The 25,330-nt window shown below is 66.3% G+C and carries 11 protein-coding genes, 1 tRNA gene and 3 rRNA genes; 3 read left to right on the top strand and 12 right to left on the bottom strand.

Annotation, left to right across the window (positions count from 1 at the left end; all coding sequences use genetic code 11):
- Positions 1-86 precede the first annotated feature (86 nt).
- The 4 genes from DEJ47_RS28360 to DEJ47_RS28345 form a co-directional block, all read right to left on the bottom strand.
- Entirely contained in the window at positions 87-977 is an 891-nt protein-coding gene (locus DEJ47_RS28360) for a helix-turn-helix domain-containing protein (protein WP_150172916.1), read from the bottom strand.
- A gap of 205 nt (positions 978-1,182) precedes the next feature.
- Complete coding sequence (locus DEJ47_RS28355) at positions 1,183-3,999, bottom strand: DNA translocase FtsK (RefSeq protein ID WP_150172914.1); 2,817 nt, start codon at positions 3,997-3,999, stop codon at positions 1,183-1,185.
- 146 nt (positions 4,000-4,145) lie between these two features.
- Positions 4,146-4,829 carry a two-component system response regulator gene (locus DEJ47_RS28350; RefSeq protein ID WP_150172911.1) on the bottom strand — a complete coding sequence of 228 codons (684 nt, stop codon included), beginning with the start codon at positions 4,827-4,829 and terminating at the stop codon, positions 4,146-4,148.
- A gap of 244 nt (positions 4,830-5,073) precedes the next feature.
- Positions 5,074-10,482 carry a HAMP domain-containing protein gene (locus DEJ47_RS28345; RefSeq protein ID WP_164441066.1) on the bottom strand — a complete coding sequence of 1,803 codons (5,409 nt, stop codon included), beginning with the start codon at positions 10,480-10,482 and terminating at the stop codon, positions 5,074-5,076.
- Positions 10,483-10,928: 446 nt separating this feature from the next.
- Between DEJ47_RS28345 and DEJ47_RS28340 the strand changes: the two genes are divergently transcribed.
- A complete protein-coding gene (locus DEJ47_RS28340) occupies positions 10,929-13,550 on the top strand; it encodes a SpoIIE family protein phosphatase (RefSeq protein ID WP_150172907.1) in 2,622 nt (873 codons plus the stop codon).
- A gap of 104 nt (positions 13,551-13,654) precedes the next feature.
- On the opposite strand, the gene DEJ47_RS28335 is transcribed toward DEJ47_RS28340, so the two are convergent.
- Positions 13,655-13,727 (bottom strand) — tRNA-Thr (locus DEJ47_RS28335).
- Between the two features lie 117 nt (positions 13,728-13,844).
- Here DEJ47_RS28335 and DEJ47_RS28330 point away from each other — a divergent pair.
- On the top strand, positions 13,845-14,765 hold the full coding sequence (locus DEJ47_RS28330) for an alpha/beta hydrolase family esterase (protein ID WP_150172905.1): 921 nt from the start codon (positions 13,845-13,847) through the stop codon (positions 14,763-14,765).
- 17 nt (positions 14,766-14,782) lie between these two features.
- On the opposite strand, the gene DEJ47_RS28325 is transcribed toward DEJ47_RS28330, so the two are convergent.
- The 7 genes from DEJ47_RS28325 to thyX all read right to left on the bottom strand — a co-directional run bounded on the left by DEJ47_RS28325 (position 14,783) and on the right by thyX (position 24,888).
- The gene (locus DEJ47_RS28325; RefSeq protein WP_150175913.1) at positions 14,783-15,445 is read right to left on the bottom strand and encodes a DegT/DnrJ/EryC1/StrS family aminotransferase; all 663 of its coding nucleotides are present in this window, start codon (positions 15,443-15,445) and stop codon (positions 14,783-14,785) included.
- Positions 15,446-15,559: 114 nt separating this feature from the next.
- Positions 15,560-15,676: ribosomal RNA gene (rrf, locus tag DEJ47_RS28320) — 5S ribosomal RNA — on the bottom strand.
- A gap of 87 nt (positions 15,677-15,763) precedes the next feature.
- Positions 15,764-18,884, bottom strand: a 23S ribosomal RNA gene (locus DEJ47_RS28315).
- 296 nt (positions 18,885-19,180) lie between these two features.
- Positions 19,181-20,706, bottom strand: a 16S ribosomal RNA gene (locus DEJ47_RS28310).
- The 16S, 23S and 5S rRNA genes sit together here, the layout of an rRNA operon.
- A gap of 516 nt (positions 20,707-21,222) precedes the next feature.
- Positions 21,223-22,908: a ribonuclease J gene (locus DEJ47_RS28300; RefSeq protein ID WP_150172903.1), complete on the bottom strand. Its 1,686-nt coding sequence runs from the start codon at positions 22,906-22,908 to the stop codon at positions 21,223-21,225.
- A gap of 149 nt (positions 22,909-23,057) precedes the next feature.
- Complete coding sequence (dapA, locus tag DEJ47_RS28295) at positions 23,058-23,957, bottom strand: 4-hydroxy-tetrahydrodipicolinate synthase (RefSeq protein WP_150172901.1); 900 nt, start codon at positions 23,955-23,957, stop codon at positions 23,058-23,060.
- A 190-nt stretch (positions 23,958-24,147) separates the two neighbouring features.
- On the bottom strand, positions 24,148-24,888 hold the full coding sequence (gene thyX, locus DEJ47_RS28290) for an FAD-dependent thymidylate synthase (protein WP_150172899.1): 741 nt from the start codon (positions 24,886-24,888) through the stop codon (positions 24,148-24,150).
- Positions 24,889-25,088: 200 nt separating this feature from the next.
- On the opposite strand from thyX, the gene DEJ47_RS28285 reads away from it, so the two are divergent.
- Positions 25,089-25,328: a hypothetical protein gene (locus DEJ47_RS28285; protein ID WP_150172897.1), complete on the top strand. Its 240-nt coding sequence runs from the start codon at positions 25,089-25,091 to the stop codon at positions 25,326-25,328.
- Positions 25,329-25,330: the final 2 nt, after the last annotated feature.

Below are 25,330 nucleotides of genomic sequence, written 5' to 3'. Positions count from 1 at the left end.
GGCGGTCGGCCCACGGTCCCCGGCGCGTCACCCCGCCGTCACCGCGTCCCGCACGGATCCGCAGGTCAGCGGCGTGCGGGAGGCGGTCAGCCGACCTCGGGGTCGCCCTTCGTGTACGTGAGGCGCTCCACCTGGCCGGGCTCGAATTCGTTCTCGACCTGCTTGCCGTTCACGTACAGCTCGATCGCTCCGGCGTCCCCCAGGACGAGGTCGACCTTCTGCTTGTCCTGAAACGTTTTGTCCTCGCCCTGCTCGAGGACGCCGTCGAAGAGCGTGCGCCCGTTGTGGTCCTTGGCGGAGATCCAGCTGCGGCCGTCGGCGGCCTGGACCTTGACCGTGACCTTGTCGCGCGGGACTCCGGCGATGGCGCTGTCGGAGGGGTCGGGCTTGGGGTCGGCGGGCTTGGAGGGCTTCGGCTTCTCGCTCGTCTGGGTGGGCGCCGCGGTGGCGCCTTCGGCGACGGACTTGGAGCCTTCGTCGCTGTCGTCGCCGCCGCTGAACGCGGTGAAGCCGACGAAGCCGATCACGGCGACGATCGCGGCGACCATGGCCGCGGTCCAGTTCGGGCGGCGCGGCTCGGAGCGGATGCGCTCGGCCTCGAAGAGGGGCGCCGCCGGGGTGGGCGCGGGCGGGTGGCCGCCGTGGCCCTCGTCGTACTGGGCGACCAGCGGGGCCGGGTCGAGGCCGACGGCGCGGGCCAGCGTCCTGATGTGGCCGCGGGCGTACACGTCGCCGCCGCAGCGCGAGAAATCGTCCTGTTCGATCGCGTACACGATCGGGACGCGCACGCGCGTGGAGGTGCTCACTTCGTCGACGGTCAGGCCGGCGTCGATGCGGGCCTGCTGCAGGACGTGGCCGATCGAGGGCCGCTGCTCGGCCGGGCGGTCGTCTGCCGGACTCGCGTCCGTGACACGTTCGGTGCGGTCGAGGCGGTCGTCCGAAGGTCGGTCTTCTTCAGGGGAGTTGCCGATGGACACGGGGGCGCCTTTCGAGCGTGTAGCCACCTGCCGGAGGTTCATTTTAGGGGGGTCGCGAAACGGTGGGGCAACCGGGCGGACGGACTTTGTACGCCATCAGAATGGCCGGACATCCTGATGGTGGGACATCGTGCTCTTCTCTCCTCAACTTGACGTATGCCGAAGAGAAACGGTTGCCTGCCGTTCCCTTACGGGTGAGCCTCGCTCATCCTTCTGGCTGAGCCTCCCCGCGGATGACCGCGAGCACGCCGTCCAGCTCGTCAGGTTTCACAAGAACGTCACGTGCCTTCGAGCCCTCGCTGGGCCCCACGATGGAGCGCGACTCCATGAGGTCCATGAGCCTGCCGGCCTTGGCGAAGCCGACGCGCAGCTTGCGCTGCAGCATCGACGTGGACCCGAACTGGGTGGAAACGACCAGTTCAGCGGCCTGGCACAGCAGGTCGAGGTCGTCGCCGATGTCCTCGTCGATCTCCTTCTTCTGCTTGGTGCCGACGGTGACGTCGTCGCGGAAGACCGGCGCCATCTGGTCCTTGCAGTGCCGCACCACGGCGTGGATCTCGTCCTCGGTGACGAAGGCGCCCTGCATACGGGTGGGCTTGTTCGCCCCCATCGGCAGGAACAGGCCGTCGCCCTTGCCGATGAGCTTCTCCGCCCCCGGCTGGTCGAGGATGACGCGGCTGTCGGCGAGCGAGGAGGTCGCGAACGCGAGCCGTGAGGGCACGTTCGCCTTGATCAGGCCCGTGACGACGTCCACGGACGGCCGCTGGGTGGCGAGCACCAGGTGGATGCCGGCGGCGCGCGCGAGCTGCGTGATGCGCACGATGGAGTCCTCGACGTCGCGCGGCGCGACCATCATCAGGTCGGCGAGCTCGTCGACGATCACGAGCAGGTACGGATAGGGCTGCAGCTCCCGCTCGCTGCCCTCCGGCGTCTTGAGCTTGCCCTCGCGCACGGCCTGGTTGAAGTCGTCGATGTGCCGGTAGCCGAACGCCGCCAGGTCGTCATAGCGCAGGTCCATCTCGCGGACGACCCACTGGAGCGCCTCGGCCGCCCGCTTGGGGTTGGTGATGATGGGCGTGATCAGGTGCGGAATGCCCTCGTACGCGGTGAGCTCGACGCGCTTGGGGTCCACGAGGACCATCCGCACGTCCTCGGGCGTCGCTCTTATCATGATCGACGTGATCAGGCAGTTGATGCAGGACGACTTGCCGGATCCGGTGGCACCGGCCACCAGGATGTGCGGCATCTTCGCCATGTTGGCCATCACGTAACCGCCCTCGACGTCCTTGCCGAGCGCGACGAGCATCGGGTGATCGTCCTCGGCCGCGTCGGCCAGGCGCAGCACGTCTCCCACGTTGACCATCTCGCGGTCGGTGTTCGGGATCTCGATGCCGACGGCGGACTTGCCGGGGATGGGCGAGATGATCCGGACGTCCGGGGACGCGACCGCGTACGCGATGTTCTTGGCCAGCGCCGTGATCTTCTCCACCTTCACGGCGGGGCCGAGCTCGATCTCGTAGCGCGTGACCGTCGGTCCGCGTGTGAAGCCGGTGACGGCCGCGTCGACCTTGAACTCGGTGAAGACGTTCGTCAGCGAGTTCACGACGGCGTCGTTGGCCGCGCTGCGGGTCTTGCCGGGGCCGCCGCGCTCCAGGAGGTCGAGCGAGGGCAGCGCGTACGTGATGTCGCCGGAGAGCTGGAGCTGCTCGGCGCGCGGCGGCAGCTCGCGCTGGGTCTCGGGCGTGGACTTGGTGAGGTCGGGTACGGGGCTGTCCACGCTGTCGGCAGCCGTCTGCGGCTTCTTCTTGAGCTTGCCGGGCACCGGCGCGTCCGTGGCGCGCGCGGTCGGTACGGGTGCCTTGCGCTCCTGCTCCTGACCCTGTTCGTGCCGGCGGCTCTGTTCGCGCTCCTCGCGCTCCCCCGAGACGCCCTGCGTCAGATCGGCGACCAGCGGCGAGGGCGGCATCCCGTGCATCACCGCGCCGTCCAGGGACGCGGCCGCGGCCGCCGCCACGTCCACGGCGTCCATGGGCCGGTCCATGTCCGGCTGTACGGGGGTCCTGCGCGGCCTGCGGCGCCGGGTGAGCGCCTCTTCCTCGGCGTGGTCGGGGTCGTACGCCTCAGGGGCGGTGGAACGCCTGCGCGCGGGGCGTGCGGGCAGCGCCTCGCGCCACTGTTCGTCGTACCGCTCGTCGTCGTCCGTGAATTCGTAGACCTCTGGCTCCGCCTGGATCACCCCGAGCCGCACACCGAGCAGCCGCAGCCGCTGCGGGATGGCGTTGACGGGCGTCGCGGTGACGACGAGCAGCCCGAAGACGGTGAGAAGCACCAGGAGCGGCACCGCGAGGATCTCGCCCATGGTGAAGATCAGGGGGGTGGAGGCGCCCCAGCCGATGAGGCCGCCGGCGTCCCTTATCGCCTGCATGCCGTCGCTGCGGGCCGGCGAGCCGCAGGCCACGTGGACCTGCCCGAGGACGCCGATGACGAGGGCGGACAGGCCGATCACGATGCGGCCGTTCGCCTCGGGCTTCTCGGGGTGCCGGATGAGCCGTACGGCGATGGCACCGAGCAGCAGCGGCACGAGCAGGTCGAGGCGGCCGAAGGCGCCGGTCACCAGGACCTCGACGAGGTCGCCGACCGGGCCGCGCAGGTTCGACCACGTACCCGCGGCGACGATCAGTGAGACGCCGAGCAGCAGGAGCGCCAGGCCGTCCTTGCGGTGTGCCGGGTCGAGGCCCTTGGCGCCCCGCCCTATGCCGCGGAACATCGCGCCGACCCCGTGCGCCAGGCCGAGCCAGACGGCGCGCACGACCCGGTACAGGCCCCCTGTGGGGCTGGGCGCCGGTCTGGGTGCGGGCTTCTTGGCGACGACCTTTTTGGCCGGTGCCTTCTTCGCGGGCGCCTTCTTCGCCGCGGCTTTCTTCGCGGGAGGTCGGGCGGCGGCCTTCTTCGCCGGAGCCTTCGTCGGCGCGACCGCCTTCTTCACGGGCGTCTTCTTGGCTGCGGGCTGACGTGAGGCCATGGGTGTGAGGTTACCGGTGCGAGCCACTGTGGACACGTGTGCCCACTGCTTCACCCGTTCGTGTCGCCCCTGAGGAGGCCTGGAAGTGACGGTGGTTCACCGGATGCCGACGGCACGAAACCCCGTCAGTGAGGCTTCGTGCCGCGTCAGTTCTGCGAGGGCACCGAAGGGGCGCCGGTGCCGGTGCCCGGTTCCAGGGCGTCAAGAGCCCGCCGCAGACCGGTGAGTTTGCGTTCGAGATGGGCGGCCGTGGCCACCGCCGCCGCGTCCGCCGACTCGTCGTCCAGCTGTTTGGACAGCGCTTCGGCCTGCTCCTCGACCGCGGCGAGCCGCGCCGACAGCTCGGCGAGCAGCCCCGCGGGCTCCTTCGCGTCGCCGGGCGTCGCCTTGCCGCCGCCCTCCAGCTGGAGACGCAGCAGAGCCGCCTGCTCCCGCAGTTGGCAGTTCTTCATGTACAGCTCGACGAACACCGAGACCTTCGCGCGCAGCACCCACGGGTCGAACGGCTTGGAGATGTAGTCCACCGCCCCCGCGGCGTACCCGCGGAAGGTGTGGTGCGGCCCGTGGTTGATGGCGGTGAGGAAGATGATCGGGATGTCCCGGGTCCGCTCCCGCCGCTTGATGTGCGCCGCGGTTTCGAAACCGTCCATTCCTGGCATCTGGACGTCCAGCAGAATGACCGCGAAGTCGTCCGTGAGTAGTGCTTTGAGCGCTTCCTCCCCGGACGATGCCCGCACCAGCGTCTGATCGAGCGCAGAGAGGATCGCCTCCAGCGCCAGCAGATTCTCCGGCCGGTCATCGACCAGGAGGATCTTGGCCTTCTGCACCATGGCCCGCCCTCCTCGTCCCGGCGAAACACCGGGCGCCGCCCCAGGGGACGACTCCCTTGCGCCGCCCGTCCTTGTGCCGGTCATGGTAGCCGCACCCCGCCTGTCGCCACACCCTGTCACCGCGATGTCACTGTGCACGTAGCAGAAACGCGGTGGGAGACCAGAAGGTTCCCCGAATACCGCGGTTCTACACGACCTCGGCCACACTCTGTCAGCAACTCCGTGTGACGAAGCCGGTTCTCGGTCACTCGCCGCGCATCCACTGCTCCATGACCGACAACAGGTGATCCGGGTCGACCGGCTTCGTGACGTAATCGGAAGCTCCGGAGTCGATGGCCTTCTCCCGGTCCCCCTTCATGGCCTTCGCGGTGAGCGCGATGATCGGGAGCCCGGCGAACTGCGGCATCCTGCGGATCGCGGTCGTCGTCGCGTACCCGTCCATCTCGGGCATCATGATGTCCATCAGCACCACCGTCACATCGTCGTGCTGTTCCAGCACTTCGATGCCTTCCCGGCCGTTCTCCGCGTACAGCACCGCCAGACCGTGCTGCTCCAGGACGCTGGTGAGCGCGAAGACGTTGCGGATGTCGTCGTCGACGATCAGCACCTTCTCGCCGCCGAAGTGGAAACCGGGCCGCGCCGCGGCCGGTGTCTCCTGACCCGCGGTCGGCCACGGCTCCTGCGTCCGCTGCTCCTCCTGGGTCCCGCCGACCGGCTGCCCGGGCAGCGCCGAGGGCTCCTGCACGGGCGCGGCGCGACGGCGCCGCCGGAACAGCGCGGAGGGTCCCAGGGGCTCCTCACGGCGCGCCGGAGCGGCCTCCGGCTGCGCGGCGTCCTCGGGCGCGGGAGCCTCCTCCAGGGCGGGCAGCTCCCGCGGCTGGGGGGTGGGCGCCAGCTGCGCGTAACCCTGGGGCGGCAGTTCGCTCGGGTGCAGCGGCAAATAGAGCGTGAACGTGGAGCCACGGCCGGGCTCGCTCTGCGCGTGGATCTCACCGCCGAGCAGCCGCGCGATCTCCCGGCTGATGGACAGGCCGAGGCCCGTACCGCCGTACTTCCTGCTCGTGGTGCCGTCGGCCTGCTTGAACGCCTCGAAGATGACGCGCATCTTGCTGGCCGCGATGCCGATGCCGGTGTCCGTCACCGAGAAGGCGATCAGGTCGGCGTCCGCGTCCCGCAGCGAACCGGCCTCGAGGAGCTGCTCGCGGATCGCGTTCGGCACGTCGTTGCTGGCGTGCCTGATCACCAGCTCGACCGCGCCGGAGTCCGTGAACTTCACCGCGTTCGACAACAGGTTGCGCAGCACCTGGAGCAGGCGCTGTTCGTCCGTGTGCAGCGTCGCGGGCAGCTCCGGGGACACCCGTACGGAGAAATCGAGTCCCTTCTCCGCGGTGAGCGGCCGGAAAGTGGCCTCTACGTAGTCGACGAGTTGGACCAGGGCGATGCGCGTCGGGGAGACGTCCATCTTGCCCGCCTCGACCTTCGACAGGTCGAGGATGTCGTTGATGAGCTGCAGCAGGTCCGATCCCGCGCCGTGGATCGTCTCGGCGAACTCGACCTGCTTGGGGGTGAGGTTCGCGTCGGCGTTGTCGGCGAGCAACTTGGCCAGGATCAGCAGGGAGTTGAGCGGCGTACGCAGCTCGTGCGACATGTTCGCGAGGAACTCGGACTTGTAGCGCATGGAGACCGCGAGCTGTTCGGCCCGCTCCTCGAGGACCTGCCTGGCCTCTTCGATCTCGGTGTTCTTGACCTCGATGTCGCGGTTCTGCTGGGCCAGGAGCTCGGCCTTCTCCTCCAGCTCCGCGTTGGAGTCCTGGAGGGCCTTCTGCCGGTTCTCCAACTCCGCCGACCGCTCCCGCAGTTGCTCGGTCAGCTCCTGCGACTGCTTGAGCAGCACCTCGGTCTTGGTGTTGACGCTGATGGTGTTGACGCTCGTCGCGATCATCTCGGCGATCTGGCTGAGGAAGTCCTTCTGGATCTGCGTGAACGGCTGGAAGGCGGCCAGCTCGATCACGCCGAGCACGGTCCCTTCGAAGAGCACCGGCAACACGATGACCTGTGCGGGCGGCGCCTCCCCCAGACCGGACGCGATCCGCAGGTACCCGGACGGCGCGTTCTCCACCAGGATGGTGCGCCGCTCCTTGGCTGCCGTCCCGATGAGGGTCTCGCCGGGCCGGAACGACGTCGGCATGGACCCCATCGAGTACCCGTAGCTGCCGAGCATGCGCAGTTCGTACGCGTCCTCGTGATCGCCCCCGAGATCCTGCCCGTCGTCCGTGGGCATCGCCAGGAAGAACGCGCCGTGCTGCGCGGAGACGACCGGCGTCAGCTCACTCATGATCAGCGAGGCGACGTCCTCCAGGTCGCGGCGGCCCTGCATCAGGCCGGAGATCCGCGCGAGGTTGCCCTTGAGCCAGTCCTGTTCCTTGTTGGCCAGCGTCGTGTCGCGGAGGTTCGCGATCATGGTGTTGATGTTGTCCTGGAGGACCTGGATCTCGCCGGCCGCGTCGACCTCGATCTTCAGGTTGAGGTCGCCGCGGGTCACCGCGGTGGCGACCTTCGCGATGGCGCGTACCTGACGGGTCAGGTTCCCCGCCATCTCGTTCACGGACTCGGTGAGGTCGCGCCACGTGCCATCCACGTCCCGCACCCGAGCCTGGCCGCCCAGCTGGCCCTCCGTGCCCACCTCGCGGGCGACGCGGGTCACCTGCTCGGCGAAGGACGACAGCTGGTCGACCATCGTGTTGATCGTCGTCTTGAGCTCCAGGATCTCGCCCCGGGCGTCGATGTCGATCTTCTTGGTCAGGTCTCCCTTGGCGATCGCGGTGGTGACCATCGCGATGTTGCGGACCTGCCCGGTCAGGTTGGACGCCATCGAGTTCACGGACTCGGTGAGGTCCTTCCACGTACCGGAGACGCCCGGCACGCGCGCCTGCCCGCCCAGAATGCCGTCCGTGCCCACCTCGCGGGCCACGCGCGTGACCTCGTCGGCGAACGAACTGAGCGTCGTCACCATGGTGTTGACCGTGTCGGCGAGCTGCGCGACCTCGCCGCGCGCCTCGACCGTCACCTTCTTGGTCAGGTCGCCGTTGGCGACCGCCGCCGAGACCTGGGAGATGTTCCGCACCTGGCTCGTCAGGTTGTTGGCCATCAGGTTGACGTTGTCGCTCAGGTCCTTCCAGATGCCGGTGACACCCGGCACCCGCGCCTGCCCGCCCAGCTGACCCTCCGTGCCCACCTCGCGCGCCACGCGCGTGACCTGCTCCGCGAACGACGACAGCTGGTCGACCATCGTGTTGACGGTCGTGACGAGTTCGAGGATCTCGCCCTTCGCGTCGACGGTGATCTTCTTGGAGAGGTCACCCATGGCGACGGCCGTCGTGACCTCGGCGATGTTCCGCACCTGAAGGGTGAGGTTGTTCGCCATGCCGTTCACGGACTGCGTGAGGTCCTTCCAGGTGCCCGAGACGCCCTGGACCTCGGCCTGGCCGCCCAGAATGCCGTCGGTGCCCACCTCGCGGGAGACCCGCGTGACCTGCTCGGCGAAGGCGGACAGCTGGTCCACCATCGTGTTCAGGGTGTTCTTCAGCTCCAGGATCTCGCCGCGCGCGTCCACGTCGATCTTCTGCGACAGGTCACCGCGCGCCACCGCCGTCGCGACCTGCGCGATGTTGCGCACCTGCGCGGTGAGGTTCCCGGCCATGCCGTTCACGGAATCCGTCAGATCACGCCACACACCGGCCACACCCGGCACCTGGGCCTGCCCGCCGAGGCGCCCCTCCGTGCCCACCTCGCGGGCCACCCGGGTCACCTGGTCCGCGAAGGCCGACAGCTGGTCGACCATCGTGTTGATGGTGTTCTTCAGCTCCAGGATCTCGCCCCGGGCGTCGACCTCGATCTTCTGCGAGAGGTCACCGCGTGCCACGGCCGTCGTGACCTGCGCGATCTGACGCACCTGCGACGTCAGGTTCCCCGCCATGAAGTTGACGGAGTCCGTGAGGTCCTTCCACGTACCGCTCACGCCGTCCACGCGGGCCTGCCCGCCGAGGCGCCCCTCCGTGCCCACGTCGCGCGCCATCCGCGTGACCTGGTCGGCGAACGACGACAGCTGGTCCACCATCGTGTTCACGGTGTTCTTCAGCTGGAGCATCTCACCGGAGACGTCGACCGTGACCTTCTGCGACAGGTCGCCGTTCGCGACCGCCGTCGTCACCTGCGCGATGTTGCGGACCTGCCCGGTCAGGTTGCGGAAGGCGGTGTTGACGGAGTCCGTCAGGTCCTTCCACGTACCGGCCGCGCCCTGCACCTGCGCCTGGCCGCCCAGCTCACCCTCGACACCGATCTCCCGCGCCACACGCGTCACTTCGGAACCGAAGGCCGACAGCTGGTCGACCATCGTGTTCACGGTGTTCTTCAGCTCGAGCATCTCGCCCGCGACATCGACCGTGACCTTCTGCGAAAGGTCGCCGTTCGCCACCGCGGTCGTCACCGTCGCGATGTCCCGCACCTGCGTGGTGAGGTTGCGGAAGACCGTGTTGACCGAGTCCGTCAGGTCCTTCCACGTACCCGCGGCGCCCGGCACGTTGGCCTGCCCGCCGAGCTGCCCCTCGGCGCCGACCTCGTTCGCCACACGCGTGACCTCGTCCGCGAACGTGCGCAGCGTCTCGGTCATCTGGTTGATGGTCTCGGCGAGCTGGGCGACCTCGCCGCGCGCGCTCACCGTCACCTTCCGGGACAGATCACCGTTGGCGACCGCCGTCGTGACCTCCGCGATGCCGCGCACCTGGGCAGTGAGGTTGCCGGCCATGAGGTTCACCGAGTCGGTGAGGTCCTTCCACACACCCGCCACGCCCGGCACCTGCGCCTGGCCGCCGAGCTCGCCCTCCGTGCCGACCTCGCGGGCGACGCGCGTCACCTCCGACGAGAACGACGAGAGCTGGTCCACCATCGTGTTCACGGTGTTCTTCAACTCCAGCATCTCGCCCGCGACATGGACGGTGACCTTCCGCGACAGGTCGCCCTTGGCCACCGCCGTCGTCACCAGCGCGATGTCCCGCACCTGAGCAGTCAGGCGGTACGCCATGGTGTTCACGGAGTCCGTGAGGTCCTTCCACGAACCGGACATCCCGCGCACCCTGGCCTGCCCGCCGAGCTTGCCCTCGGTGCCGACCTCGCTGGCCACGCGCGTGACCTCGTCCGTGAAGGTGGAGAGCTGGTCGACGAGGTTGTTGACCGTCCGCCCGACCTTCAGGAACTCACCGCGCAGCGGATGCCCGTTTCCGTCGGCCCCCTGCGCCCGCAGCTCCATGCGCTGCTCCAGGTCGCCGTCCGCCACCGCGGACAGGACCCGGCCGACCTCGGAGACCGGACGCACGAGATCGTCGACGAGCGCGTTCGACGCGTCGATCGCGGCCGCCCACGACCCTTCGCTCGCGCCGCTCTCCAGCCGTTCCGTGAGTTTTCCCTCACGTCCGACCATGCGCCGCACCCGCGACAGCTCTCCGGTCAGATGCAGATTCCGGTCGGCCACCTCATTGAAGACGGCGGCGATCTCCGACATCACATCGTCACCGGAGACCGTCAGACGCTTGCGGAAATTGCCGTCCCGCATCGCCACCAGGGCCGCGAGCAGCCTGTTCAGAGCCGCCGCATCCACCGACGCCGTCGTCCCGTTGCGCGGTTTGCGCTGTTTGTTCAGGGACTGTCCGTCTTTCGCGCGCGTCTTAGTGCCCCGCGTCGCTGCGCCAGACTCCACTGTGTCCCTCCCGCAAGGGTCGACCGGTACTGCTCGGGTTGTTCTGAGCTGCTGCATGAAGCTTGCCCAGTGTTTCACCATGGCCGAACCAGGCCATAACAGTTCGGCAGCTTCGCACACCGTCCGCACACCCTCCGGGCGGAAACACTGACGACCGGCATCAGCATGGACGGCGAAGGTAAGTAACCTTGCATCCGGCTGTCCAACCACCCCGGTCCTGCCCGGCCTGGGCGGTGGTACACGAAACAAGCGGGCATCGGAGGGGCGGCCGCACCATGGGTTCGGGAGAATTGGGCGTCGAGACAGTCGCCACTGTCGACGCCGTCGATACTCGTACGAGGAGTGCTGTGATCACCGCGCGCGCGGCTGCCACCTTCGAACCCGTCGGACGTTCCGTCGCGACGGCCCGCTCCTTCGTGCGCGACACCCTCCAGGGCTGGGGGTTCTCCGACGTCATCGACGACGCCGTCGTCCTCACCAGCGAGCTGGTCACCAACGCCGTGGTGCACGCCGGCACGGCCGCCGACGTCGAGTGCCTGCGCAGCGAGGACGCCGTCCGCATCGAGGTCTCCGACCGCTATCCGGAGCGCGAGATCCCGCTCCAGCAGTCCTCCATGAACATGGGCAGCCCCGACCGCGAGGGCGGCCGCGGCCTCCAGCTCTGTGCCGCGCTGGCCACCCGCTGGGGCGTCGACTACACCCCCACGCACAAACAGGTCTGGTTCCAGCTCGACCTCCCCCACCGCTCCGTCGGCACCCGCACCGCGGGCCCCTCGCTCCCGGCCGACCTGCTGCCCATCGCCGACGGCAGGGTCCGCGTCGCCGTCATCCAGATCGACCGCCTGGGCGCCATCTCCGCCTGGAACGAGGACGCCGAGGAACTCTTCGGGTACGTGGCCGAGCAGGTCATGGGCAAGCCCCTCAACGACCTCGCGGCCTGGCCGCACACCCCGGGCACCAGCACCGGAATCGCCGAGGCCCTCCAGCTCTCCCGCTGGGAGGGCAGCTACGGCGTCCGCAACGCCCACGGCCGCGTCGTCCCCGTCTACGCCTCGCACCTCCGCGTCCGCGACGCAGACGGCGAACCCTCCACGGTCTGCCTCCTCGTCCGCGACGACGAGCGCGCCGTCCTCCAGACCCCGCTGCGCGGCACGGCCCCCGAACCCGGCTCCCTCAGCGAACCGCACGCCGCGGACCCCTTCGAGGTGTTCATCGGCTCGCCCGCCCCCGACGACCTCGACGGCCTGCTCCAGCGCACCGTCGAGCGCGCCCGCGACATGCTCGACGGTGACGCCGCGTTCCTCCTCCTGGCCACGGACGACGAGACCGAGCTGGAAGTACGCGCCTCCACGGGCCTCCCTTCGGCCCGCCAGCGCTTCGCCCGCGTCCAGGTCGAGTCGGCCCCCGGACGCTACGGCTCCGCCCGCATGCCGGCCGTCCACGAGGACCTCACGGTCGTGCCCGGCGCGGTCCCCCTGCTCTCCGGCACCGGCATGCGTTCCGTCGTCACGGTCCCGCTGAAGGTGGAGGGCCGCCTCACCGGCTCCCTGGGCGTCGCCGCCGAGGCGTCGGGACGGTACTCGAACGAGGAGGCGCTGCGCCTCCAGTTCGCCGCCGACCGCATCGCCCTGGCCGTGGAGTCCGCCCGCCTCGGCGAGCTGGAGAGGCTCCGCCGCGGTTCGCTCTCCTTCCTCGTTGAGGCCTCCGACCTTCTGGCGGGCACCCTCGACCGCGACCAGACGCTGGCCCTCATGGCCCAGATGACGGTCCCCACCCTCGCCACCTGGTGCGCGGTCTACACGATCGCCGACCAGTCCGCCGAGCCCTATCTTTCGTACGTCCTGCACGAGGACGAGGAGCGCATCGACGGCCTCAAGGCGCTCCTCTCCAAGATCGCCCCGCCGGACCCGGTGCCCACGCCGGGGGCCCGCGTCTGGGCGGCCCCCTCCGAAGCCGCCCACCAGGCCGCCCTGCGCACGTCGATGCGCAGCCTGGGCCTGGGCGAGACCCCGGGCCTCGGCTCGGGCATCGGCACGACGCTCTCCACGGCTTCGGCGGTGGGCGGCGAGACCGTGGTCCTCCCGCTGGTCGCCCGCAACCGCGTCATCGGCATGCTCACCCTCGGTAAGCCCGCCGACGAACACTTCCGCCAAGAGATCCTGGAATTGGCCGAAGATCTCTCCCGCCGGGCGGCCCTCGCCCTCGACAACGCCCGCCTCTACTCGGAGCGCATGGCCATCAGCCAGTCCCTCCAGCGCAGCCTGCTGCCGCCGGGTCTGCCGCAGGTGCCGGGCGTCGAGGTCGACGTCATCTACCGCGCGGCCGGCGAGGGCAACGAAGTCGGCGGTGACTTCTACGACCTCTTCCCGATCCGCGACGGCGCGTACGGCTTCGCGATCGGCGACGTCTGCGGCACGGGCCCGGAGGCCGCGGCGGTCACCGGCCTCGCCCGGCACGCGCTGCGCCTGCTCGCCCGTGAGGGCTTCGGCGGCCCGGCGGTCCTCGAACGCCTCAACGCCGCGATCCTCGACGAGGGGGCCCGCAGCCGCTTCCTGACGCTCCTGTACGGCGAGTTGTGGCCGCAGGAGGACGGCTCGGCGGTCCTGAAGATCGTCTGCGCGGGCCATCCGCTGCCGCTGCGCCTGCGCCAGGACGGCACGGTCGAGCCGTACGCGGAGCCGCAGCCCCTGCTCGGCGTCATGGAGGACCTGGAGCTGTACGAGCAGACGGCGACGCTCGACCCGGGCGACGTCCTGTTGTGCGTCACCGACGGGGTGACGGAGCGCCGCGAGGGCACACGCATGCTCGGCGACGACGGTCTGGCCGACGTCCTGACGACCTGCACGGGTCTGACGGCCGGCGCGGTCGCGGCCCGCATCATGCGCGCGGTGGAACGCTTCGCGACGGACGCGCCCTCGGACGACATGGCGATCCTCGCCATGCGGGTCCCGGGCCTGCAGAAGGACTGACCCGCAGGGGCACCCGACGGTGCCCCTGCCCCTCTCTCCGGACACCGGGCACCCCGGATACGCCAAAGGCCCCCGCCCGACTGGGCGGAGGCCTTTCCTGTTTGAGCCCCCAAGCGGAATCGAACCGCTGACCTTCTCCTTACCATGGAGACGCTCTACCGACTGAGCTATAGGGGCCTGTTGCCCTTCGGGGGTTTTCCCCGCGGCAACGGAATAGATCATACCCGAAATCGAAGGTGCCTCGAACCGCCCGTTCCTCTGGACCGCTTCTTCCGACGCTGCCACTCTGCGCCCATGCCGAGCCAACGCGGTACGCATGTGCGGTACGCCTGCCCCCTGGCCCTCGTCGTCCTGCTCCTTCCCGTGGCGGCCTGCGGCTCCGACAACGACAAGCCCCCGAAACGGACACCAGCCCAGAAGCCGTCGCGGGCGGAGAGCCCTCGCCCGGGAGACCAGAAAGTCACGCTGTCCTGGAAAGGCGAGAAGCGCGTCTACACCGTCCACGCCCCTCCCGGTTTCTCCCGTACCAAGAGCCTCCCGCTCATCGTGGCCATGCACCCGTATCCGGGCGACGGCGGGGCCGCGGCAGCCATCAGCGGCCTCAACGCGAAGGCGGACGACGAGAACTTCCTCGTCGCCTATCCCGATGGCCTCAACAAGGCGTTCAACGCGATGATCTGCTGCGGCACGGAGGACGACGTGGGATTCATCCGTACGCTCACGAAACGGCTGACCCGCACCTGGAACGCCGACCCGGACCGCGTCTACGCCACGGGTATCTCCAACGGCGGCGACATGACGTACAAGCTCGCCGTCGAACTCCCCGGCACGTTCGCTGCCATAGCCCCGGTCAGCGGCGGATTCCTGGGCACGGACGCCGAGAAGGCGTCCTACAAACCGAAGACCCCGGTCTCCGTGATCACGTTCCTCGGCGGCGCGGATCAGTACTTCACCTCGATGGACAAGGGCATCAAGACCTGGCAGAAACGCCTGGCCTGCACGACGGGAAGCCCCGACACACTGGGGAAGACCAACATCAAAAGGACGGAGGCCAAGTGCCGCGACGGCTCGGCCGTGGTCGTCTACCGGCTCCCGGACATGGGGCACGCCTGGCCAAAGGGCGCGGGCGGCGGAATGTCCGATCCGACGTCAGGCATCAGCGCGACCGACCTGATGTGGGACTTCTTCAAGTCCCACACCAGGAAGGCCGGATAGAGCCGACCGAGCAAAGCTCAGAAGGCCGGCTGCAGAAGCCCGCCGAGCGCATTGCACGCGGACACGACGCGCTGGAGTTCACGCCGCGTCATGGACGCCTCGATCGGAAGCGCGAGCGTCTCGTCCGCGGCCCGTTCGGTCTCGGGCAGCTGTACGTCGCGCCAGAACCGAGGCATGCGGTGCACGGGCGTCTTCACCGGCACATGACAAGCAACACCTTTGGCTCGTACGGCACGTGCGAAGGCGTCCCGGTCGGGCCGCCCGTTCCCGGGCACGCGCACGACGTACTGCTCGTAGCTGTGCCCTGCGCCGCCGTCGGGCGTCACGACTCCGTTGAGGCGTCCACTGAGGTACGCGGCGTGCTGCCGCCGCCGTGACAGCCCGTCGCCCGATGCCTCGGCTTCACCCTGCTCCAGGACGAGCAGCCCGTGCCGCTGTCCTACGTCTCTCAGTCGTCGTACGTCGGCCTGGTTGCCGAAGCGATGCACGACGACGACGGCGGCCGTGCGCGGGGTGACCGCGGCGGCGACGGCGTCGGGGTCGAGGCAGTAGGTGGTGGGCTCTATGTCCGCGAAGACGGGCACCGCCCCGGTGAGGGTCACGGCTTCGGTCACCTCGGTGTTGCCGTAGGCCGGTACGACGACTTCGTCTCCGGTACCGACGCCGGCGGCGCGCAACATTGCAACTGTCCCCATGAAGCGGATGGTGGCTGCGCAACGTGAACGGCAAGTGACGGAAAACAAAAAAGAGCTGGTCCCTGAACCGAAGTTCAGGGACCAGCTCTATTAAAAGGAGTTCGGCGGCGTCCTACTCTCCCACAGGGTCCCCCCTGCAGTACCATCGGCGCTGTGAGGCTTAGCTTCCGGGTTCGGAATGTAACCGGGCGTTTCCCTCACGCTATGACCACCGAAACACTATGAAACTGTCAACCGCACCATGCGTGACCATGCATGGGGTTGTTCGTGGTTTCAGAACCAACACAGTGGACGCGAGCAACTGAGGACAAGCCCTCGGCCTATTAGTACCAGTCACCTCCACCCGTTACCGGGCTTCCAGATCTGGCCTATCAACCCAGTCGTCTACTGGGAGCCTTAACCCCTCAAAGGGGGTGGGAATACTCATCTCGAAGCAGGCTTCCCGCTTAGATGCTTTCAGCGGTTATCCTTTCCGAACGTAGCCAACCAGCCATGCCCTTGGCAGGACAACTGGCACACCAGAGGTTCGTCCGTCCCGGTCCTCTCGTACTAGGGACAGCCCTTCTCAATATTCCTACGCGCACAGAGGATAGGGACCGAACTGTCTCACGACGTTCTAAACCCAGCTCGCGTACCGCTTTAATGGGCGAACAGCCCAACCCTTGGGACCGACTCCAGCCCCAGGATGCGACGAGCCGACATCGAGGTGCCAAACCATCCCGTCGATATGGACTCTTGGGGAAGATCAGCCTGTTATCCCCGGGGTACCTTTTATCCGTTGAGCGACGGCGCTTCCACAAGCCACCGCCGGATCACTAGTCCCGACTTTCGTCCCTGCTCGACCCGTCGGTCTCACAGTCAAGCTCCCTTGTGCACTTACACTCAACACCTGATTACCAACCAGGCTGAGGGAACCTTTGGGCGCCTCCGTTACCCTTTGGGAGGCAACCGCCCCAGTTAAACTACCCATCAGACACTGTCCCTGATCCGGATCACGGACCGAGGTTAGACATCCAGCACGACCAGAGTGGTATTTCAACGTTGACTCCACGAACACTGGCGTGCCCGCTTCACAGTCTCCCACCTATCCTACACAAGCCGAACCGAACACCAATATCAAACTGTAGTAAAGGTCCCGGGGTCTTTCCGTCCTTCTGCGCGAAACGAGCATCTTTACTCGTAGTGCAATTTCACCGGGCCTATGGTTGAGACAGTCGAGAAGTCGTTACGCCATTCGTGCAGGTCGGAACTTACCCGACAAGGAATTTCGCTACCTTAGGATGGTTATAGTTACCACCGCCGTTTACTGGCGCTTAAGTTCTCAGCTTCGCACGCCCGAAAGCGCACTAACCGGTCCCCTTAACGTTCCAGCACCGGGCAGGCGTCAGTCCGTATACATCGCCTTACGGCTTCGCACGGACCTGTGTTTTTAGTAAACAGTCGCTTCTCGCTGGTCTCTGCGGCCACCCCCAGCTCAGAGTGCAAAACTCATCACCAGGAATGGCCCCCCTTCTCCCGAAGTTACGGGGGCATTTTGCCGAGTTCCTTAACCATAGTTCACCCGAACGCCTCGGTATTCTCTACCTGACCACCTGAGTCGGTTTAGGGTACGGGCCGCCATGAAACTCGCTAGAGGCTTTTCTCGACAGCATAGGATCATCCACTTCACCACAATCGGCTCGGCATCAGGTCTCACCCACATGTCATCCGGATTTACCTAGATGACGGGCTACACCCTTACCCCGGGACAACCACCGCCCGGGCTGGACTACCTTCCTGCGTCACCCCATCACTCACCTACTACCACCTTGGGTCAGCGGCTCCACCACTCCCCTTTGCCCGAAGGCTCCAGGGCGGCTTCACGGCCTTAGCATTAATGGGCTCGATGTTTGACGCTTCACAGCGGGTACCGGAATATCAACCGGTTATCCATCGACTACGCCTGTCGGCCTCGCCTTAGGTCCCGACTTACCCTGGGCAGATCAGCTTGACCCAGGAACCCTTAGTCAATCGGCGCACACGTTTCTCACGTATGTATCGCTACTCATGCCTGCATTCTCACTCGTGAACCGTCCACCACTGCCTTCCGGCGCAGCTTCACCCGGCACACGACGCTCCCCTACCCATCCCAGCGGGCGTTGGCCCTCATGCTGGAATGACACGACTTCGGCGGTACGCTTGAGCCCCGCTACATTGTCGGCGCGGAATCACTAGACCAGTGAGCTATTACGCACTCTTTCAAGGGTGGCTGCTTCTAAGCCAACCTCCTGGTTGTCTCTGCGACTCCACATCCTTTCCCACTTAGCGTACGCTTAGGGGCCTTAGTCGATGCTCTGGGCTGTTTCCCTCTCGACCATGGAGCTTATCCCCCACAGTCTCACTGCCGCGCTCTCACTTACCGGCATTCGGAGTTTGGCTAAGGTCAGTAACCCGGTAGGGCCCATCGCCTATCCAGTGCTCTACCTCCGGCAAGAAACACACGACGCTGCACCTAAATGCATTTCGGGGAGAACCAGCTATCACGGAGTTTGATTGGCCTTTCACCCCTAACCACAGGTCATCCCCCAGGTTTTCAACCCTGGTGGGTTCGGTCCTCCACGACCTCTTACAGCCGCTTCAACCTGCCCATGGCTAGATCACTCCGCTTCGGGTCTTGAGCGCGCTACTAAACCGCCCTATTCGGACTCGCTTTCGCTACGGCTTCCCCACACGGGTTAACCTCGCAACACACCGCAAACTCGCAGGCTCATTCTTCAAAAGGCACGCAGTCACGAGGATGAAGCAAGCTCCATCCCGACGCTCCCACGGCTTGTAGGCACACGGTTTCAGGTACTATTTCACTCCGCTCCCGCGGTACTTTTCACCATTCCCTCACGGTACTATCCGCTATCGGTCACCAGGGAATATTTAGGCTTAACGGGTGGTCCCGCCAGATTCACACGGGATTTCTCGGGCCCCGTGCTACTTGGGTGTCTCTCAAACGAGCCGCTGACGTTTCGACTACGGGGGTCTTACCCTCTACGCCGGACCTTTCGCATGTCCTTCGCCTACATCAACGGTTTCTGACTCGTCTCACAGCCGGCAGACTGTGAAAGAGAGATCCCACAACCCCGTATGCGCAACCCCTGCCGGGTCTCACACGCATACGGTTTGGCCTCATCCGGTTTCGCTCGCCACTACTCCCGGAATCACGGTTGTTTTCTCTTCCTGCGGGTACTGAGATGTTTCACTTCCCCGCGTTCCCTCCACACTGCCTATGTGTTCAGCAGCGGGTGACAGCCCATGACGACTGCCGGGTTTCCCCATTCGGAAACCCCCGGATCAAAGCCTGGTTGACGACTCCCCGGGGACTATCGTGGCCTCCCACGTCCTTCATCGGTTCCTGGTGCCAAGGCATCCACCGTGCGCCCTTAAAAACTTGGCCACAGATGCTCGCGTCCACTGTGCAGTTCTCAAACAACGACCAACCACCCATCACAGCCCGCCGAAACGAACCTTCACTGGGGTCGGCATTGAGGTCGGGAACAAGTCCGTACCCTCAGATACCCAACAGCGTGCCCGGCCCGATCTCTCAACTTTCACGTTCCACGCCGAAGCAGTACTAGCGAAGCCAATCAATCGTGCCGAGTAGTCAACGTTCCACCCATGAGCAACCACCGTCGGACGTTTGCCGACGTAGTGGCCTCTGACCGAGCGGACTCGGTAAGAAGTGCTCCTTAGAAAGGAGGTGATCCAGCCGCACCTTCCGGTACGGCTACCTTGTTACGACTTCGTCCCAATCGCCAGTCCCACCTTCGACAGCTCCCTCCCACAAGGGGTTGGGCCACCGGCTTCGGGTGTTACCGACTTTCGTGACGTGACGGGCGGTGTGTACAAGGCCCGGGAACGTATTCACCGCAGCAATGCTGATCTGCGATTACTAGCAACTCCGACTTCATGGGGTCGAGTTGCAGACCCCAATCCGAACTGAGACAGGCTTTTTGAGATTCGCTCCACCTCGCGGTATCGCTGCTCATTGTACCTGCCATTGTAGCACGTGTGCAGCCCAAGACATAAGGGGCATGATGACTTGACGTCGTCCCCACCTTCCTCCGAGTTGACCCCGGCGGTCTTCTGTGAGTCCCCATCACCCCGAAGGGCATGCTGGCAACACAGAACAAGGGTTGCGCTCGTTGCGGGACTTAACCCAACATCTCACGACACGAGCTGACGACAGCCATGCACCACCTGTACACCGACCACAAGGGGGGCACCATCTCTGATGCTTTCCGGTGTATGTCAAGCCTTGGTAAGGTTCTTCGCGTTGCGTCGAATTAAGCCACATGCTCCGCTGCTTGTGCGGGCCCCCGTCAATTCCTTTGAGTTTTAGCCTTGCGGCCGTACTCCCCAGGCGGGGAACTTAATGCGTTAGCTGCGGCACCGACGACGTGGAATGTCGCCAACACCTAGTTCCCACCGTTTACGGCGTGGACTACCAGGGTATCTAATCCTGTTCGCTCCCCACGCTTTCGCTCCTCAGCGTCAGTAATGGCCCAGAGATCCGCCTTCGCCACCGGTGTTCCTCCTGATATCTGCGCATTTCACCGCTACACCAGGAATTCCGATCTCCCCTACCACACTCTAGCCTGCCCGTATCGACTGCAGACCCGGGGTTAAGCCCCGGGCTTTCACAACCGACGTGACAAGCCGCCTACGAGCTCTTTACGCCCAATAATTCCGGACAACGCTTGCGCCCTACGTATTACCGCGGCTGCTGGCACGTAGTTAGCCGGCGCTTCTTCTGCAGGTACCGTCACTTTCGCTTCTTCCCTGCTGAAAGAGGTTTACAACCCGAAGGCCGTCATCCCTCACGCGGCGTCGCTGCATCAGGCTTTCGCCCATTGTGCAATATTCCCCACTGCTGCCTCCCGTAGGAGTCTGGGCCGTGTCTCAGTCCCAGTGTGGCCGGTCGCCCTCTCAGGCCGGCTACCCGTCGTCGCCTTGGTGAGCCATTACCTCACCAACAAGCTGATAGGCCGCGGGCTCATCCTTCACCGCCGGAGCTTTTAACCCTCCCTCAGGAGAGGGAAGGTGTTATCCGGTATTAGACCCCGTTTCCAGGGCTTGTCCCAGAGTGAAGGGCAGATTGCCCACGTGTTACTCACCCGTTCGCCACTAATCCCCACCGAAGTGGTTCATCGTTCGACTTGCATGTGTTAAGCACGCCGCCAGCGTTCGTCCTGAGCCAGGATCAAACTCTCCGTGAATGTGTACCGGTAATCCGGTGACACAGCACGAGAGCGGAACGGTCGGGAGGAATAATCCCGTCCGTTCACAGCGTCCTCGCTGTGTTTTTCAAAGGAACCTCCAACTCACCGAAGTGAGCCGGGGTTATCAACATATCTGGCGTTGACTTTTGGCACGCTGTTGAGTTCTCAAGGAACGGACGCTTCCTTTGTACTCACCCTCTCGGGCTTTCCTCCGGGCGCTTCCCTTCGGTGTTTCTTTTGTTCTTGCGTTTCCGACTCTATCAGACTCTTTCGTGTCCGATTTCCTCGGTGCTTTTCCGGTTCCCGCTCCAGCCTTTCGGCTTTCGCGTTTCCCTTTCCGGCGGTTCCGACTTTATCAGAAGTTCTGAGTCGGATTTCCCGCCCCCGCTCGGTCGGTCCCAGGCACGTGAGTGCTCGGGGCTTCCCTCGCTGGCGGAGCCGTAAACCTAACGGAGCGGGGCGCCCCGATGCAAATCGAGGCGCCCCGCTCCAGAGATCACGCAGTCGTGAGGGTCAGACCTCGACGACCACGGGCAGGATCATCGGGCGACGGCGGTAGTTGTCCGAGACCCATTTGCCCAGCGTGCGGCGGATGAGCTGCTGCAGCTGGTGCGGTTCGACGACGCCGTCCTGGGCCGACTTCTCCAGTACTTCCTGGATCTTCGGCATCACGGCGCCGAACGCCGAGTCCTCGATGCCGGAACCGCGCGCCTGGATGGTCGGGCCGCTGGTGATCTTGCCGGTGCTGGAGTCCACGACCACGAAGACCGAGATGATGCCCTCGTCACCGAGGATCTTGCGGTCCTTCAGTGCCGGCTCGCCGACATCGCCCACGGAGAGGCCGTCCACGTAGACGTACCCCGCCTGGACCTTGCCGACGATCTTCGCCTTGCCCTCGACGAGGTCGACCACGACGCCGTCCTCGGCGATCACGATGCGGTCGTGCGGGACGCCGGTGAGGGCGCCGAGCTCGGCGTTCGCGCGCAAGTGGCGCCATTCGCCGTGGACCGGCATCAGGTTCTTGGGCTTGCAGATGTTGTAGAAGTACAGGAGCTCGCCGGCCGACGCGTGGCCGGAGACGTGCACCTTGGCGTTGCCCTTGTGGACGACGTTCGCTCCCCAGCGGGTCAGGCCGTTGATCACGCGGTACACCGCGTTCTCGTTGCCGGGGATGAGCGACGACGCCAGGATCACCGTGTCGCCCTGGACGATCCGGATCTGGTGATCGCGGTTGGCCATGCGGGAGAGCGCGGCCATGGGCTCGCCCTGCGATCCCGTGCAGACCAGGACGACCTCGCTGTCCGGCAGGTCGTCGAGCGTCTTGACATCGACGACGAGGCCCGGCGGCACCCGGAGGTAGCCGAGGTCGCGGGCGATGCCCATGTTGCGGACCATCGAGCGGCCGACGAAGGCGACCCTGCGGCCGTACTCGTGGGCAGCGTCCAGGATCTGCTGGATGCGGTGCACGTGGCTGGCGAAGCTCGCCACGATGATGCGCTTCTGAGCGCCGGCGAAGACACCGCGGATCACGTTCGAGATGTCACGCTCGGGCGGGACAAAGCCCGGGACCTCGGCGTTCGTCGAGTCGGAGAGGAGGAGGTCGATGCCTTCCTCGCTCAGCCGCGCGAACGCGTGCAGGTCCGTCAGACGGCCGTCCATCGGGAGCTGGTCCATCTTGAAGTCGCCGGTGGCGACGACCATGCCCGCGGGGGTGCGGATGGCGACGGCCAGGGCGTCCGGGATGGAGTGGTTGACGGCGACGAACTCGCAGTCGAACGGGCCGAGGTGCTCGCGGTCGCCCTCGACGACCTCGAGCGTGTACGGACGGATGCGGTGCTCCTGGAGCTTCGCCTCGATCAACGCGAGGGTCAGCTTGGAACCGATCAGGGGGATGTCCGGCTTCTCGCGCAGGAGGTACGGGACACCACCGATGTGGTCCTCGTGCCCGTGCGTGAGCACGATGCCCTCGATGTCGTCGAGGCGGTCCCTGATGGACGAGAAGTCCGGCAGGATCAGGTCGATTCCGGGCTGCTCCTCCTCGGGGAAGAGCACTCCGCAGTCGACGATCAGAAGGCGGCCGTTGTACTCGAAGACGGTCATGTTGCGGCCGATCTCGCCGAGGCCGCCGAGCGGCGTGACGCGCAGGCCGCCCTTCGGGAGCTTCGGCGGAGCACCGAGTTCAGGATGCGGATGACTCAAAAGACTCTCCTCACCACGCGCGCCACGTACCTCCAAGGCACGTGGCGCGTATGACGTTCGTGCAGTAGCAGTTGTTGTGTGGGGTTGCGGGCGGCTGTTCGTCCGGGACGCGCCCGCGGGTGTCGCTTATTCAGTTGTGAAGTCTGTGGTTACAGCTGTACCCCGCCGGCCGCGAGGTCGATCTTGAGCTGGGCCGTCTCGTCGGGTGACAGCTCCACCATCGGGAGGCGGAGCGGGCCCGCGGGGCGCCCCTGGAGGGCGAGCGCCGCCTTGGTCGTGATCACGCCCTGGGTGCGGAACATACCGGTGAAGACGGGAAGCAGCTTCTGGTGGATCTCCGTTGCCTTCTGTACATCACCGGTGAGGTGCGCCTCCAGCATGGCGCGCAGTTCGGGGGTGACGACGTGGCCGACGACGGAGACGAAGCCGCACGCGCCGACGGACAGGAGCGGGAGGTTCAGCATGTCGTCGCCGGAGTACCAGGCGAGGTCCGAGCGGGCGATGGCCCAGCTGGCGCGGCCGAGGTCGCCCTTGGCGTCCTTGTTGGCGACGATCCGGGGGTGCTCGGCGAGCCGGACGAGAGTTTCCGTGTTGATCGGAACGCCGCTGCGGCCCGGGATGTCGTACAGCATGACGGGCAGGTCGGTGCTGTCGGCGATGGCGGTGAAGTGCCGGAACAGGCCCTCTTGCGGGGGCTTGTTGTAGTACGGCGTGACGGTCAGGAGGCCGTGGGCGCCTGCCTGCTCGGCGGCGCGGGCGAGCTCGAGACTGTGGCGGGTGTCGTTGGTGCCGACGCCCGCGACGATGTGGGCGCGGTCTCCGACGGCGTCCAGTACGGCTCGTACGAGATCGTTTTTCTCCGCGTCACTGACGGTCGGGGACTCACCGGTGGTGCCGTTGATGACCAGGCCGTCATTGCCTGCGTCCACCAGGTGGGCGGCGAGCTGCTGCGCGCCGTCGAGGTCGAGTGCGCCGTCCGCCGTAAAGGGCGTGACCATGGCGGTGAGGACCCTCCCGAAGGGGGTCTGCGGAGTGGAGGTCGGAGCCATGGGTAACACGCTACTCGCTGCTCAGCGCGGGGTCGCCCCTCGGGGGATGTGTGGGGACCTGACAAGTGTGGAGCCCGGCACTGCCTGCTCGGGGGTTCAAGCAGTGCCGGGTCCGTTTGATCAGGCTAGATGAACTTCACGAAGTGCCGCAAACCGGACACTTCGCTCGGCGCACCCGCACATCAGTGCCTTAAGGCGCCACGCGTCCGTTCTTGTTGAAGGCCGCATGGGTGAGGGGCATGAGCTTGGCCCACTGCTCCTCCATCTTCTCGCCGACCATCTCGATCTCCCGCTGCGGGAAGGACGGGACCTTGGCGAGCTCGTGCTGCGTGCGCAGTCCGAGGAAGTGCATCAGCGAACGCGCGTTGCACGTCGCGTACATCGAGGAGAAGAGGCCGACCGGGAGCACCGAGCGGGCGACTTCGCGGGCGACACCGGCGGCGAGCATCTCCTGGTACGCCTCGTACGCCTGGCGGTACGAGTCCTCCATGACGCGGCCCGTGAGCTCCTGCTGGGCCTCGCTGCCCTCCACGAAGACGTACTTCCCCGGGCGGCCCTCCTGGACGAGCTTGCGGGAGGCGTCGGGGACGTAGAAGACGGGCTGCAGCTCCCTGTACCGACCCGATTCCTCGTTGTACGACCAGCCGACGCGGTGCCGCATGAACTCGCGGAAGACGAAGATGGGGGCGCTGATGAAGAACGTCATCGAGTTGTGCTCGAAGGGGCTGCCGTGGCGGTCCCGCATCAGGTAGTTGATCAGGCCCTTGGAGCGCTCCGGGTCCTTCTGGAGCTCGTCGAGCGACTGCTCACCCGCCGTGGAGACGCGGGCGGCCCACAGGACGTCGGAGTCGGTGGCGGCGTGCTTCACCAGCTCGACGGTGACCTCGCTGCGAAAGCTGGGCTTGAGGTCTTCGGTGGGGGTCTCGCTCACTGGCGGGGGTCCTTCCATGTGCATCTCTCGGGCGGCGCCCACTCTATGGGCAGGCACCGACAATCGGCCGTTCGGTGACTCGCCACGACATTCTTCGACCAATTTGCTGAAACAGGGCACCTTCTGGGCGATTCACGCGTCTATCCAAGTAACAGAGCTCACACAGCTCCGTTCGAGACCCGTGAGGAGAAGCGCACCCCATGTTCCGTCGGCGAGAGCCCGTCCCGTTCGCCTTCATCGCCGAAGCCGAGAAGTTCCGCAGTAACGTCACTCCCCCTCCCCGCGAGCGCGCGACGGCCAGTCAGGTCCTGAGCCGCACGCTGATCGGCCTCACCGTCGTGGCCGGTCTGGTGGGATCCCTGCTCTTCGGGATGCCCGCGATGTCGGCCGACCAGTCACCCGCGCACACGCAGAAGTCGGAAGCCTCCGACAACCGCTGACC

The sequence above is a fragment of the Streptomyces venezuelae genome, from assembly GCF_008642355.1.
Taxonomy (GTDB): Bacteria; Actinomycetota; Actinomycetes; order Streptomycetales; family Streptomycetaceae; genus Streptomyces; species Streptomyces venezuelae_B.
This window is presented reverse-complemented; position numbering and strand designations above follow the sequence as displayed.

Bases quoted from the DNA above. Each gene is read 5' to 3' on its own strand.
- DEJ47_RS28355 (WP_150172914.1), bottom strand. From the start codon at position 3,999: ATGGCCTCACGTCAGCCCGCAGCCAAGAAGACGCCCGTGAAGAAGGCG.
- DEJ47_RS28350 (WP_150172911.1), bottom strand. From the start codon at position 4,829: ATGGTGCAGAAGGCCAAGATCCTCCTGGTCGATGACCGGCCGGAGAAT.
- DEJ47_RS28330 (WP_150172905.1), top strand. From the start codon at position 13,845: ATGCCGAGCCAACGCGGTACGCATGTGCGGTACGCCTGCCCCCTGGCC.
- DEJ47_RS28325 (WP_150175913.1), bottom strand. From the start codon at position 15,445: ATGTTGCGCGCCGCCGGCGTCGGTACCGGAGACGAAGTCGTCGTACCG.
- dapA (WP_150172901.1), bottom strand. From the start codon at position 23,957: ATGGCTCCGACCTCCACTCCGCAGACCCCCTTCGGGAGGGTCCTCACC.
- DEJ47_RS28285 (WP_150172897.1), top strand. From the start codon at position 25,089: ATGTTCCGTCGGCGAGAGCCCGTCCCGTTCGCCTTCATCGCCGAAGCC.